Origin of the sequence: Pseudoalteromonas sp. NGC95 (genome assembly GCF_015864705.1) — a bacterium.
Lineage (GTDB): Bacteria > Pseudomonadota > Gammaproteobacteria > Enterobacterales > Alteromonadaceae > Pseudoalteromonas > Pseudoalteromonas arctica.
This window is the reverse complement of the sequence record NZ_JADYWR010000006.1, coordinates 107,311-120,189: the sequence shown is the minus strand read 5'-3', so window position 1 is coordinate 120,189 and position 12,879 is coordinate 107,311. Positions and strand designations below refer to the sequence as shown.

Sequence of the window (12,879 nt, the reverse complement as noted above, 5' to 3'; positions counted from 1 at the left end):
AATAAAAAGTATTAGTGCATTGCATCATTATACTGCTTTGCCAAGCTTTGTTTTTGCCCTTCGGTTAGTGCTTTACCCGCTAATTGAAATACTTCGTGTTCTTCTTCACTTAAATGATGATGTACTAAATGGTGCAACTTTTTAGCTGCAACTAACCATGCAGACGAGCTCATTTCGGTATCTTCAAGTTGTTCAATTAATTCATCAATTTCGTGATGTTCAGCTACGCTGTGGCGCGCTTTTTCATGAGTTAAGTCATCAAACATAAGTGGATTGTAAAAGTAACGTTCTTCAAATTTTGCGTGTTGTTCTAATTCTGTTTTTAGCTCGTCCATTAGCTCGTGGCGCTGCTCTGTGTCGCCGTGCGTTTGAATAAGCGCATCTACTAATTCTCGTTGTTTGTCATGGTCATGACGTAGTGCTTCAAAAATATTCATAACTAATCCTTTTACAATTTATTTGCTTATATCACTAAGACTAGCAAACTAAATGCCAAATATTAAGTTGATGTATTTTATTGCTTTTATTTTGATTTTTTATTTTTAGGCTGCTATCACTGTAAATTTTACAGTGATATGAATGCAATAATTTCAGGCTTTTACATAGTTCAATTATAGAAGTGAGTATAAATTCCTACAGAACCTTACAAATATTTACTGGTTGTTTATTTTATTGCAGTGATAAAGTAGCAACATTATTTAGGTACAATCTATATGTATTACTCCCACATATAATACCAATCGGTATAAATGCAGGTAGCACGTTAACTTAATAGGATAGTTTAAGGATGAACATAAAAAGCCCCATCGCCGCATTATTGCTGTGCGCTTTACTAAGTGCCCGTAGTACAGCCCCACGTTCTGACCCTAACTTATGCATTGAAGAGGCTGAAACGGTTGATCGAAATGGCGCTCAAACAAGCTCAGAAGTTTATAATCAATGCATTAGCGCACAAATTAAAAAGGATGAAAAAAATGACACTTTTTTTGATATTATCGGTACGTTCTTTTTTGAATTTTTTGTAATGGTGGTAGAAAGTAAATAGGCTAACTTGCAGCTGTAATTTAAAGTAAATAAGTTGCGTAAAAATAGGATTAGTTATGAAGCAATTATTGATAGCAATTCCACTTTTTTTATTACTAAGCGCTTGTGCGGCACAGCCTTACGCAGGCTCGGCAAAATGTATGGAACAAGCAGATATTGCATACGAAACCGATACACGTAAAAATGAGACATTAGATAATGAATGCAAAGCTGCAAAAGTAAATACGCCTAATAAAGAGCTTGAGAATCATGGCTTGGTTGATAGAAGCCTTTTACAGCTAATCGTTAGCGTTTTAAATGGCGTATTTTAATAGTAAAAATATAATTAAATAAGGTATGTATGAGGGAAGAACTAAGAGCAAAAATAATTACCGTGTGCGATAAAAAAATAGCAGCTAAAGGCGAAAATGTAGGGCTTTCTTTTTATGCATTTTTTGCTAATAAAAACGACGACCCAGAGCTACTTATGGAAGCTGCTACTTGGTGGATACACACCCATAAATTAGATCATTTTGTAAAAGCACATAAAATTAAACAAATGGTTTTAGACGGACTTTAGTCAAGTAAATGAGCCAATACTTTTAGCTGTGCTTATTTAATCAACAACGACTTGGTTTCTTCCGTTTTCTTTTGCTTTATAAAGTAATTTATCTGCATGCTTAATAAGAACATCTAGTGTGCTTTTTAAAGGGCCACTTACAGAGGCCCCTGTACTAAAGGTGATTTTTGTATCACTAGGAAGGTCTTCTATATTACTGCAATGCTCGGCGAAGCTAATGGCGAGTCGGTTAAATATATCGCGAATTATTCGTTCATCAACCGTATTTAGTGCAAATAACCACTCTTCGCCGCCGTAACGACCAAACTGATGATCATTACATAGTGTTTCTTTTGCAGCTTTTGCAAAGGCAATAAGAACTAAATCTCCAACATCGTGACCAAAATGGTCGTTAACTTTTTTAAAGTAGTCTAAGTCAATAATCGCTATCGTCATTTTACCTTCACCAAGCTTTGCTTCTGCTGCGCGCATTATTCCTCTGCGATTAGGGCAATTTGTTAGATAATCTGTTAATGAAATATCGTGATATTTTTGACGTTGTCGAGCTTGCCGATAAAATAAAAATAATGAAGCAATCACTAAAATAAATGCAATAGCAGCGCTGAGTCGCCAAATTATTTTTTGTTGGTACTCTTCTTTAGCTTGTAGTTCACTAATGTCTTTTGCGTACTCTAGTTGCTGTATTTTTTCTTCTTTTTCTTTTACTTCAAACTGCACCTGTAGTGTTTTTATATTATTTTCACTAGTTGCTTCGTAGTGTTTTTTTGTATAAAGGAGCTTTTGTTCAATTGCTTCAAAAGCCTCGTCAGTGTAGTTAAGGCGTCGCTTTAGCTCATAGCGTTTACCTAAAAAATCGGCTTTATAAATACTGCGGCTGAATTTATCTAATTTTAAAAACACCTCATCGTTTGCTTCATTTGCTTGATCAAGTAAATTTAGTTTTATATATATGTCAGCTAACAAAATGAGCGATGCGAGTTGCATGTCGTGAACACCTGCAGAACGAGCAAGCTCAATGTTTTCTTTAGTTAAAGTTAATGCTTTATCGTAGTTTGCTTGTAAGTATTCAATACTGGCAATTGAGTACTGAGCAAAGGTTAAGCCTTTTTGCATATTAGCTTTTTTAAAATAGAGCAATGCTTTGTCTAGGTATATTAAGGCATCTTTAGGTTTTTCTATCTCAAGCAATATATTGCCTAAACTCCAATATGCTTTTGCAGTAAAAAGCCCATCTTGTGTTTGCTCATATGCTGCAACTGCTTTTTTTGCATAATATACGGCTTTGTCTTTTTCGTTTAGATAATTGTATGCATCGGCTATTTTTCTAAAAAAGTATCCTTGAGATGCTGAATCGTCATCTTTTAATGCTAATTCTAGCCCCTCTAGAGCAACATTTAGGGTCTTTTTCAATGAATCTGTATCGGTGTAATAGTAAGCAAGTGCTCGTAAAATAATGATTTTTTCTTTAGTTGAATGCTGTTGCAAGCTTTCTTCTAATTTTGTGGCTAGCGTGTGTGCTGGAGCTGGGTTTGGCTCCCTCGCTAGAGACTTGAGTTGTGATTCGAGAAATAATAAATATACACTTTTTTGATTTGGTAACTCTTTGTTCTTTAAGTAATAGGATAAGTGTGTGTTTAACGCTTCATATTTTTCTTGTCTAAAAAGTAACTCCGCATACAAAGCGGCCGCTTCTAGATGAAGGTTTTCCCAATTTTGCTCTTTGCTTATTTTAAACGCTTGAGTAAGTTTGTCTTCATTTTGAAGATAGTCTAATTCATTCAGTTTTATGTTGTTGATCAGGACTTGAGTCGTGTCAAAGTCTAGCGCATGTAAAGTTGCACTTAATGAGTCGCCGTTAGCTGAGGCAAGCTTACTTAAAAGTAAAAATAAAAGGAGAACAATATACTTTGCCCATAAAGTATTACCTAAAACCTTTATTTGTGTATTGTTAGTCATGTTAATCCTTTGCTGACTTATTTTTATTAGGAAATACTTTTCTACATTGCTTAATAAACTTGGGCTTGAACAGTTTTTTATACTCATTATTGAAAAAATAAGACCATAAACGATATCAATTTAATTAATAAAAACCAACACATTGTATAATATAGTCGTTGTAGCTATGTGTTTTTATTAAAAATCTGCGGCTACTTCAAACTCTAATCGCTTAAGTGTAATTGGGTGAGTAAATGCTAAGTATTCTGCATGTAAATGTAATCGTTCGGCTTTTTGTCCGTAATGTGTGTCGCCTATAATTGGCAAGTTTAAACCTAAACTGTGTGCGCAATGCACTCTTAATTGATGAGTTCGCCCTGTTTTAGGGTATAACTGTAATCGGGTAATGTTGTTGTTACGCTCTAAAACCTGCCAGGTAGTAAGCGACGGCTTACCATGTTTGTAACACACCATTTGGCGCGGTTTATCATCAAAGTCGAGCATTAATGGTAAATCAATTACTCCGCTATCCTCAGCTACGTTACCATTAACTAACGCGACATAACGTTTATCTATGGTGCGTTCAATAAACTGCTTTTGCAGTGCTTTGTGCACGCGTTTATTAAGTGCGATCATCAATAACCCTGAGGTCGACATATCTAACCTGTGCACAATTAGCGGGCCTGAAGCCTCTGGAAACTGCGTTTTGATTCGCATATAAACTGAGTCATCAATATTAACGCCAGGCACAGATAAAAACTCAGCGGGCTTATTTACCACAAGTAAGTCGTCATCTTTGTAAACAATACTTAAATCTTTACCCTGAGCTGGGTTGATAAGTAGCGGGTTATCTTCAACGTTTAAGCCCTTTAGCATGTGCCCAAGTATTGGTTGGCATTTACTGTAACAAGAAGGGTAGTAGTTTTTATGCTGCCTAATTGCTGATTTAGGTGCTGCTCCCCACCAAAACTCTGCCATAGCAAGTGGTTTTAAACCATGCTTATAGGCGTATTGTAATAATTTAGGCGCTGCACAATCGCCAGCACCCGAAGGAGGAGTGTGCTCAGGTAATGCTGCAAAAATAGCATTTAAGTCTGTAGTTTCACCATTTGCATTTAAAAATTGGTACTGCGCAAATAACTTTTTTTGTAAGCTTTTAGAAAGCGTTTTACGGCGCTTTTTTAAATGAGCAATTTCATCAGAAATATTGATGTGTGTTTGCTGCAGTGACTCGATTATATTTTGCCAATAGGCTTTAAGTGCCAGCAGTTGCTTTTTTTCTACGATACTTTGCCCTGCAAGCTTATTTTTTAACTGCTCAAAATCACTTTCGCTAAGCTCTAATTCGCCTTCGGTACGTTGTATTTTACGTTGCTGGCGACCGGCTTGTATTACTGCCTGTTGGGCTAATAGTGCTTGCTGGTAGCTTTGTGTTGCATCATCAAGTTTGCTATTAACTTCATGCAGTTGTTCACTATTTTCTAACTGCTCAATTTGAGCATTAATATCGTTAATTATTTTACTTTGAGTCAAATAGCTATCGTCTTGCAGCTGCATGCTAGAAACAGGCGGCACAAAGCTAATATTACCTTTATCACCTTCAATTTGCCCCGAATAAGCACTTAAAAAGCCTAATTGTTGCTTAGCATTTTGCACCACTAAAACCCCAAACATTTTACCTGCATTTTCTGCTTTTAAATGCGTTAACGTTTCAAGCTGTTGCTGTAATTGTTTTGTGGCTGCTACAGCTAAAGGTTGCGGCTCGTAATAAAAAGGGAAAGTAAACTTTTCAGGAAGCGCGAGAGAATCAATATTTTGAGAAAATAATGTAAAGCACAAAGCAGAATTTGACATAGAAGTAAGAGAAAAGCATTCAGTAAAATAATTGAGCGCATAATAACATATTCATAGTTAAGCCACTAAAAATCTCGCACCCGCATATTCATAAACACTTTAAAGCGGACATTCATGTTTTATGTATCAGTATGGGGGCACAGCAAACCTAGTAGTACCGTTTGTTAGTAAAGTCTCGGTAGTAATATGTCTATCATTATCAAAATACCTAAGCTTATCGATTCTCAATAATTGAGCGCATTTCGAAACGATGACTTACTTGATAGAGCAGAGACGAAAAATCAATTTACAGAATAACTGAATATTTAGGAGTTCTATATTATGAGTCAAAATATCGCAAGTTTTATCACTAAAACCCTTGAACAAGCTGGCGTAAAACGTATTTGGGGAGTAACTGGCGATTCACTTAACGGCATTAGTGAAAGTCTGCGAAAAATGGGAACAATTGAATGGTTAGGAACGCGACATGAAGAAGTTGCCGCATTTGCAGCCGGTGGCGAAGCGCATTTATCAGGCGAGCTTGCGGTGTGTGCGGGTTCTTGCGGGCCAGGTAATCTTCATTTAATTAACGGCTTATTTGATTGTCAGCGCAATAATGTACCGGTATTAGCTATTGCCGCACACATTCCTTCATCTGAAATTGGCAGTAGTTATTTTCAAGAAACCCATCCGCAAGAATTATTTAAAGAATGCAGTGTATATTGTGAAATGGTTTCGAGCCCTGAGCAAATGCCGTACCTGCTAGAAACCGCAATGCGACAAGCAATACTAAACAAAGGCGTGAGTGTACTTGTGCTACCTGGCGACATTGCATTAAAAGATATGCCCAAAGCTATTAAGCCAAAATGGAACGTGCCAAAACCAGCAACGTATACCCCCGCTTTATCTGATATTGAAGCGATGGCAACTCATCTTAATAAAAGTAAAAAAGTAACCTTGTTGTGTGGTGCTGGTTGTAAGGATGCCCACGACGAAATTGTTGCGCTAGCCGAAAAATTACAAGCACCGATAGTGCATGCCATGCGCGGTAAAGAATTTATTGAGTACGATAACCCTTACGATGTTGGTATGACTGGGTTTATTGGCTTTGCGTCGGGCTATCATGCAATGCAAGAAGCCGATACGTTACTTATGATTGGTACTAGTTTTCCTTATCGTGCTTTTTACCCCGAAAATACCACCATATTGCAAATTGATAATCAGGCAGCGTCACTTGGGCGACACGTTCAAATTGATTGTGGCGTATTAGGAGACACAAAAAATTCAGTGACCACACTGCTTGATTATATTAAAGGTGAGCGTACAAGTTCACACTTACAAAAGAGTGTTAAAAACTACAAAGAGTCTCGACAAGATCTTGATGAACTTGCCAGTGGCAAAACCTCGCAAAATTTAATTCACCCGCAATACCTAACACGTTTACTCAACGAGCAAGCGGCTGACGATGCTGTTTTCACTTGTGACGTAGGTACGCCAACAGTGTGGGCTGCGCGTTATTTATCAATGAATGGTAAGCGTCGCTTAATTGGCTCGTTTAATCATGGCTCTATGGCAAATGCGATGTCGCAGGCAATGGGGGTCCAATCTGTTGATAGAGACCGCCAAGTAATTGCAATGTGTGGCGATGGTGGCTTTTCGATGTTAATGGGCGATTTAATCTCGCTTAAACAGCTTAATTTACCAATAAAGATTGTTGTTTATAATAATCGCTCACTTAGTTTTGTGGCCATGGAAATGAAAGCCAGTGGGTTTTTATCAAGCGATACTGATTTAGAAAACCCAAGTTTTGCTAAAATTGCAGAGGCTTGTGGCTTAAAAGGGATTCATGTGGACGACCCTGAAAAATTACCATCGGCAATGAACGAGATGATGAACCACTCAGGACCTGTTGTTTTAGAAGTAGATACCGCAAAACAAGAGCTTTCAATGCCGCCGCAAATTAAACTAGAGCAAGCAAAAGGCTTTAGCGTTTACATGATGAAGGCGCTTATAAACGGCAAAGGAAACGAAATTATAGAGCTTGCCAAAACTAACTGGTCACGCTAAGTGAGTTACTTTTCTTAGAAATTGATAGCGCTCTAAAATTGCACGAGTGCTAATTAATAAAACCGTATAATTTTTTGAATATTGACCATGTAGAATGAATGCTCTACCATGTGGGTAGAGTGTTCGTTCTACATGAGTTTAATACTATGCTTAAACAAGAAATAGCAGGGGCTTTAGAAGTCGCCTTTAGTCAGTATGGCTTTGCTGAGCCAAGCGTCGCAAAATTGCAAAAGCTGAGTGGCGTTAGCCTTCGCACGCTTTACAAATATTACCCTTCAAAACAAGCAATGATCGTTGCTGCACTTGAGTATCGACATCAGCGCTATATCGCATTTTTACTCGAAAACGCTCCAGCTAAGGGAGCCGATTGCATAGTGCATATTTTTTCACGATTAAAGCATTGGATGGAGCAATTTGCCCCTAATGGCTGTTTGTCGATTAATGCGCTTAGTGCTTTTCCTGATGATTTAGAAATTAGTAGCGCCGTGCAAAAACACAAAAATGAGGTGAGGCAATTGCTTGCGCAGCAAAGTTTACAGCAGCCACTTGCCGATGTTTTATTTTTACTACACGAAGGCGTTTCGAGTGCATGGCCTGTAATGGGTGACACCGCTGTTATTTCTGCGCAGCAAAGTGCTTTATTACTAATGAAGGAGAAAAGCTAATGACTGATTTACCAAAAACCATGCAAGGTGTTCAGCTTACAGGGCATGGTGATTTTAGTATGCTTAAATACACGGCAGACATAGCATTAGCAACACTTGGCGAAGACGATGTTTTAATTAAAGTTATGGCAGCGGGTGTTAATAATACCGATTTAAATACGCGTTTAGCTTGGTATTCTAAACAAGATGAAGGTAGTGAAGATGCAAGTTGGTCTGGTAATGCTCTGGTATTTCCACGTATTCAAGGTGCTGATGTGTGCGGTGTTATTGTTGCTGTTGGCAATAATGTAAAGCCAAGTAGAATTGACGAGCGTGTACTTATTGAGCCTTGTATTGTTAATGCTGCTGGTAAAGAGCTTGAAACACCGTGGTATTTTGGTTCTGAATGCGATGGTGGTTTTGCACAATATACCTCTGTTGATGCAAGCCATGCTTATAAAGTTAATAGTCATTATAGTGATGTGGAACTTGCGTCATTTCCTTGCTCGTACTCCACAGCCGAAAACATGCTTTATAGGTCTAACGCAAAACACGGCGAAACCGTTTTAATTACTGGTGCATCTGGTGGCGTAGGCTCAGCTGCAGTGCAACTAGCTAAAGCGCGTGGTGCGTACGTTGTGGCTCTTACGAGTAAAAGTAAGGCGCAGCAATTAAAAGATTTAGGTGCAGATAAAGTTATTTTTCGAGAAGACGATTTAGTCCAAACATTAGGGAAAAACAGTATAGATGTTGTTGTTGATTTAGTTGCTGGTGAGCAATGGCCTAAATTATTAGACGTATTAAAACCTAAAGGGCGTTATGCGGTTTCGGGTGCAATTGGTGGCCCGTTAGTTGAGCTTGATATACGCACACTTTATTTAAAAGATTTAAGCTTTTTTGGCTGCACAGTGTTAGAGGCTGGGGTATTTAAAAACTTAATACGCTTTATTGAGCAAGAAAAAATAAAGCCAATCGTGGCGCATACTTTTCCTCTTACACAAATAGTAAATGCACAGCAGGCCTTTAGTGAAAAACAACACGTGGGTAAGATTGTATTAACTATCCCTCATAGTGATTAAGTTTATTTTAAAAGCTCGCGATGCTGTAAAAAGCGCAGCGAGCTTTTGCCTCAAAGGGGATTTTACAAACTCTTTTTAGGCGGTAGGGCTACGTTTGCAAATATTAGTCCTGCAACAAGCGACATAAATATTAAAAACGTTTGTTGGCCTATGTGCTCTGCATATACAAAGTCTTGGCCTTCAATAAGTGAGTTTAAGCCAATATACGTTTTGCTTCCTGGTACTAATACAATTAAACCTTGCATGGCAACAATAGAGGCCGGCGCATTAGCAACGCGGTTAAACAAGTTACTAAATATACCCACCGATAAAGCACCTACAAACGTACCTAACGTGTAATCAAGGTACATAGCCGAGCCAATACTGGTGCCGTACGCTATAAAGCCTGATGCAATAGACCAAACTGCGTGTTTAAGTTTGGTTCTAAAAATAACGATTAGGCTGCTACAAAGTAAAAATATAGCCAGCCATGCGGTCCACTTTGGTAATGGCTCAGGTTGTACAAAATCAGCTTGCCCAAAAAGTGCAAAGCCAATACCTATGCCAATAAAACCGCCAAAATACAGTTTAAATAGCAGCATAAACGAGTCCATGACTCGCGCAGTACCAGAGACTAAGTGCCGTGCTGCCAGCTCAGCTAAGCCAAGCGCAAGTGCTAAACCGGGTATAAACACAATAATGGCCGAAAGTACCACCAAGCGTATGTTTATTTCAGGTGTTATGTATACGCTTACTGCACAGGCAAGTATGGCCGATATTATTGCTACTAATGGCTCAAGCATATGTGCTACGCGTTTTGAGCGCCCAGACCAAAGCACAAACACATAAACAACTAAAGTAAGAAGCGATGACCAAATAACATCAGTCCAGCTAGTACCCATTAACATGGCAAACGCACCACCAGAAGTTGCAAACGCAACGCCCGTAACAAGTTTATTGTATGGGTTTGGCATTACAAAAATAGCGTCTAGTTGCGCATCAACTTCTTGTAAACTTAGCTTGTCGTCAAGCATTTGGTTTACAAGGTCGTCGGTGTCGGCAAGTGAGCCTAAATCGTGATCGCCAGGGTCTACACGTGCAACATGGGTATATTCGTCTTCGTGGCCATCGGTCCAAATAACAAACGTTACAGAGGTTGGCGACATAACAAACGACGATTTAAGTCCTAAGTATGTAGCCACTTCCATTAGGTGGGCTTCTAGGCGGTAAGCAGGCGTACCATACTTGTGAAGCATCTTACCTAATTTAACGATAAATTTGCGTTTTTCTGTAAAGGTTGCAGTTTTCAAATCTTTTTGGACCAAATATTGCGATAACTAAGCTAAAAATATAGACAATACAGCTAAAAATGCCCACGTTTGATGGGCGCGATTTTAAACACTAATTGGTGCGTGTCTAGTCATTTTTAATCTAATTTTTTATTTTTTTCAGCTATCCATTGCGACATGTATTGAGTGCTGCGCATTGTATGATGTTTGAGCATTTGGCCTGTGAAGTTTTTTTCGCGATGAGCGTTTAAATCACTACTTATTGAATCGACTTTTTGAATTAACGCTGCGCTTAATTGGGCTTTATCGTACAGCGTATTAAGGAGTGTATTACCATCTTGCTGCGCTTGTTCAAAGTCACTTTGATTGGTGTACATTTCAATGGCAGCGTTGGCAAAGTCATCGGCGGTGTTGGCTATTTTACCCGGCCATGGTAAATCGTTATGCATGCCTTCTGCGCCAATATTGGTGGTAACGCTGGGTGTTTGCATAATCATGGCTTCAAGCAATTTACCTTTAATGCCTGCACCAAAACGCAGTGGTGCTAAACATACGCGTGCGCTTTGCATTACATCAAATGCATTATCGGCCCAGCCTTTTATTAAAAACCCTGTTTTAGGGTTATTTAGTGCCGTGGCTTTTGGTGGTGGGTAAGAGCCATAAATATGTAGTTCTGCTTTTGGTAGCTGCTTGCGAATAAGTGGCCATATTTTTTGTAGGTAAAGTACAGCATCCCAGTTTGGCGCGTGTCTAAAGTTACCTATGGTCATAAAGTGCTGGCGCTGCTCAAACGTTTTTGTACTTGTAGGCAGTGAGCTTAAATCGACCATAAACGGTAAATGGTGTAATAAGCTTGGCTCTATTTTAAATACGCTGTTTAGCAGGCTCATTTCATAACTTGAAATAATTAAGCTTAGGTCGCAGCGTAAAATAGCGGCAATTTCGCGTTTTGCTATGTCTGAGTGTAAATCGCTGGTTGTAAATTCACGCTCACCTTTAAACGCTTCGTGGCGAGCGTTACGCAGACATTGTAAATCTTCGGTATCTAAAATTTTAATGGCTTGTGGGCAGTGTTTATCGACGCGCCAGCCAAATTGTTCTTCCATCATAAAACGGTCAAACATGACTATATCTGGATTATAGGCTTTAACGTATTCGTCAAAACTGTCACAGTTTAGCGCAATGCTTTGGCTGGTTATGCCGAAGTCGTCAAGGTTTACCATGTGGTCGGTGCGCTGCGCGGGCGTTGCAAATTCAACGTCCCAGTTTTGCGCTCTAAATGCATTTAATAACGACATCATGTGCGTTCCCGCAGCAGACGAATTTGGCTCTGGCCATACGTAGCCAATTACCAGCACTTTTTTCATTGGCTAGAATCTCTAATTTGTAAGTTTACATTTACCAGTGTTTTTACTGGCGGGGCTGTATTTTGTAGTAGCTCTTGCAGTATTAAAAGACACCGCTTGGCTATATCGGTTGTACTTATAGCGACGGTGGTTAAGTGATCATTTACAACCGCGCTATTAGGAATATGGTGGCAGCTCACCACTTTAATACAGTGATGTGTTAATGAGTTAATAGCAGCAATAACACCTTGAGCAATAATATCGTTTGCACACACGACTGCGTTTAATGTTGGGTTGTGTTTATATGCTTCTATAAATGCATTTTTAGCGCTAAGGGCTGTGTTTACTGCGCAGTAAATGGATGCTAATGGTGTAATGCTGTGCTGCGTGCAAGCGGTATTAAAGCCACTTTGTAGTGCTTGTGAATCACTTAAAGTAAGTTCACTGCCTATAAATGCAATGTTTGTCACGCCTTGTGAGAGCAAATGCATACTGGCTACGTGGCTGGCTTTTTTATAGTCGGGTAATACACAAGGAGCTGCGCTAAAGGGCACTTCACTCATTACGGTAATTACTTTGTGTTGCGCGCTGAGCGTATCAAGCCATTTGGGGCAAGTACTAGCAACGGGGCAAATAATAAATGCAGCAGCGTTGTATTCTTTTAAGTTTTTAACTGCGTTTGCTTGTAGTTCAAGACTATTATTACTGCTTACAATCATGGCTTGTAAGCCATTGTCGTTTAACAAAAATTGTAGGCTGGTAGCAAGGTGTGCCATAGCTGGGTTAGTTAAATCGTTTATTACTATGGCCACTAAATTTGAGCGCTTTGAGCGCATAGCAGCGGCATCACGATTATAAACGTACCCTAGCTCATCAATCGCTTTGAGTATTTTTTGTTTACTTTTATTGCCCACTTTATCGCTTTGGGTAAGCACCAAGGATACGGTTGATTTTGATACACCAGCACGTTCTGCAACATCAAAAATAGTGACTGATTTGGCTTTGTTATGCATTGTATTTTAAGTACCGCAGTGGTGAATAAATAGCGCTGTAGTTTAGCTTAATCAGCACTATTAAGTCATCTTTTAGAGGTGTTTAACTTAC

At 39.0% G+C, this 12,879-nt stretch carries 12 protein-coding genes; 6 read left to right on the top strand and 6 right to left on the bottom strand.

The features are described from left to right. Positions 1–11: 11 nt before the first annotated feature. Entirely contained in the window at positions 12–437 is a 426-nt protein-coding gene (locus tag I6E70_RS07595) for a hemerythrin domain-containing protein (RefSeq protein WP_010553639.1), read from the bottom strand. 350 nt (positions 438–787) lie between these two features. Between I6E70_RS07595 and I6E70_RS07590 the strand changes: the two genes are divergently transcribed. The 3 genes from I6E70_RS07590 to I6E70_RS07580 are packed head-to-tail and all read left to right on the top strand — an operon-like array spanning position 788 to position 1,603. Then, positions 788–1,045: a hypothetical protein gene (locus tag I6E70_RS07590; RefSeq protein WP_197188423.1), complete on the top strand. Its 258-nt coding sequence runs from the start codon at positions 788–790 to the stop codon at positions 1,043–1,045. Between the two features lie 55 nt (positions 1,046–1,100). Continuing rightward, positions 1,101–1,355, top strand: a complete 255-nt coding sequence (locus I6E70_RS07585) for a hypothetical protein (RefSeq protein ID WP_101216405.1) — start codon at positions 1,101–1,103, stop codon at positions 1,353–1,355. Between the two features lie 29 nt (positions 1,356–1,384). Further along, positions 1,385–1,603 (top strand): DUF6500 family protein, encoded by a 219-nt coding sequence (locus tag I6E70_RS07580; RefSeq protein WP_007377212.1) that lies wholly within the window; start codon positions 1,385–1,387, stop codon positions 1,601–1,603. Positions 1,604–1,639: 36 nt separating this feature from the next. Here I6E70_RS07580 and I6E70_RS07575 read toward each other — a convergent pair whose 3' ends face one another. Together I6E70_RS07575 and I6E70_RS07570 are read right to left on the bottom strand one after the other, a co-directional pair. Continuing rightward, positions 1,640–3,559, bottom strand: a complete 1,920-nt coding sequence (locus tag I6E70_RS07575; RefSeq protein ID WP_197188422.1) for a tetratricopeptide repeat-containing diguanylate cyclase — start codon at positions 3,557–3,559, stop codon at positions 1,640–1,642. A gap of 177 nt (positions 3,560–3,736) precedes the next feature. Then, the gene (locus tag I6E70_RS07570) at positions 3,737–5,392 is read right to left on the bottom strand and encodes an RluA family pseudouridine synthase (protein ID WP_197188421.1); all 1,656 of its coding nucleotides are present in this window, start codon (positions 5,390–5,392) and stop codon (positions 3,737–3,739) included. Positions 5,393–5,713: 321 nt separating this feature from the next. On the opposite strand from I6E70_RS07570, the gene poxB reads away from it, so the two are divergent. The 3 genes from poxB to I6E70_RS07555 all read left to right on the top strand — a co-directional run bounded on the left by poxB (position 5,714) and on the right by I6E70_RS07555 (position 9,161). Further along, positions 5,714–7,438, top strand: coding sequence for a ubiquinone-dependent pyruvate dehydrogenase (gene poxB, locus I6E70_RS07565; protein ID WP_197188420.1), 1,725 nt, complete (start codon positions 5,714–5,716; stop codon positions 7,436–7,438). A 146-nt stretch (positions 7,439–7,584) separates the two neighbouring features. Continuing rightward, positions 7,585–8,103, top strand: a complete 519-nt coding sequence (locus I6E70_RS07560; protein WP_197188419.1) for a TetR/AcrR family transcriptional regulator — start codon at positions 7,585–7,587, stop codon at positions 8,101–8,103. Beyond that, positions 8,103–9,161, top strand: a complete 1,059-nt coding sequence (locus I6E70_RS07555; RefSeq protein ID WP_197188418.1) for an alcohol dehydrogenase family protein — start codon at positions 8,103–8,105, stop codon at positions 9,159–9,161. The genes I6E70_RS07560 and I6E70_RS07555 overlap by 1 nt, the downstream gene beginning before the upstream one ends. Positions 9,162–9,223: 62 nt before the next feature. On the opposite strand, the gene I6E70_RS07550 is transcribed toward I6E70_RS07555, so the two are convergent. The 3 genes from I6E70_RS07550 to I6E70_RS07540 form a co-directional block, all read right to left on the bottom strand. Next, positions 9,224–10,450 carry a threonine/serine ThrE exporter family protein gene (locus I6E70_RS07550; RefSeq protein ID WP_010553647.1) on the bottom strand — a complete coding sequence of 409 codons (1,227 nt, stop codon included), beginning with the start codon at positions 10,448–10,450 and terminating at the stop codon, positions 9,224–9,226. A 116-nt stretch (positions 10,451–10,566) separates the two neighbouring features. After that, positions 10,567–11,796, bottom strand: coding sequence for a glycosyltransferase (locus I6E70_RS07545; protein ID WP_197188417.1), 1,230 nt, complete (start codon positions 11,794–11,796; stop codon positions 10,567–10,569). Beyond that, positions 11,793–12,788: a LacI family DNA-binding transcriptional regulator gene (locus tag I6E70_RS07540; RefSeq protein ID WP_197188416.1), complete on the bottom strand. Its 996-nt coding sequence runs from the start codon at positions 12,786–12,788 to the stop codon at positions 11,793–11,795. Before I6E70_RS07540 ends, I6E70_RS07545 begins: the two co-directional genes overlap by 4 nt. Positions 12,789–12,879: the final 91 nt, after the last annotated feature.